This is a genomic window from Pseudomonas sp. NY15364 (genome assembly GCF_048068235.1).
In the GTDB taxonomy this organism is placed as follows: Bacteria; Pseudomonadota; Gammaproteobacteria; order Pseudomonadales; family Pseudomonadaceae; genus Aquipseudomonas; species Aquipseudomonas mendocina_D.
Map to the genome: position 1 here is coordinate 1 of NZ_JBLUPX010000095.1, position 524 is coordinate 524.

The 524-nt window shown below is 64.7% G+C and carries 1 protein-coding gene; it reads right to left on the bottom strand.

What is annotated here, in order from left to right; all coding sequences use genetic code 11:
- On the bottom strand, window positions 1-524 hold a 524-nt coding region (tnpC, locus tag ACNFCJ_RS24125; RefSeq protein WP_416773900.1), incomplete at both ends, for an IS66 family transposase.

Below are 524 nucleotides of genomic sequence, written 5' to 3' on the forward strand. Positions count from 1 at the left end.
TGGCGTTCTCGGCGCGGTTGTTGTCGATCGGTAGATGCCCGCCTTCGATGTAGCGCACCAGCCTGCTCCAGTTGCTGGCCAAGTAGTTTACCGCCTTGCCCAGGGCCGTCTGCCCAGCGACCTGCGGCTGGGTTTTGTCCAGCCAGGCCTTGAGTTGGTCGATCAGGGGCTGGCTGCGTTGCTGGCGGACGTCGAGGCGTTCGCTATGGTTAGCGTCCTTCAGGTCACGCTCGATGCCGTAGAGCTTGTTGATCAGGCTCAGCGCCACGTCGGCACGCCCAGTCTTGCCCTTGGGCTGCACCTTTTGGGCTTCGACGAACTTGCGTCGCGCATGCGCCCAGCAGCCCAGGCGTTCGATGCCGTCACGTGCCGCCACGGCGTTGTAGCCGGCGTAGTCGTCGGTCATCAGGTAGCCGCGGTAGCCATCGAGCAGGCGTAGCGGCACCTCCTGCGCGCGGCTGGCTGTGTAGTCGAAAAGGATCACCGGCTTGTCCGGCGGCCCACCGCTTTGCACCCACATCCAG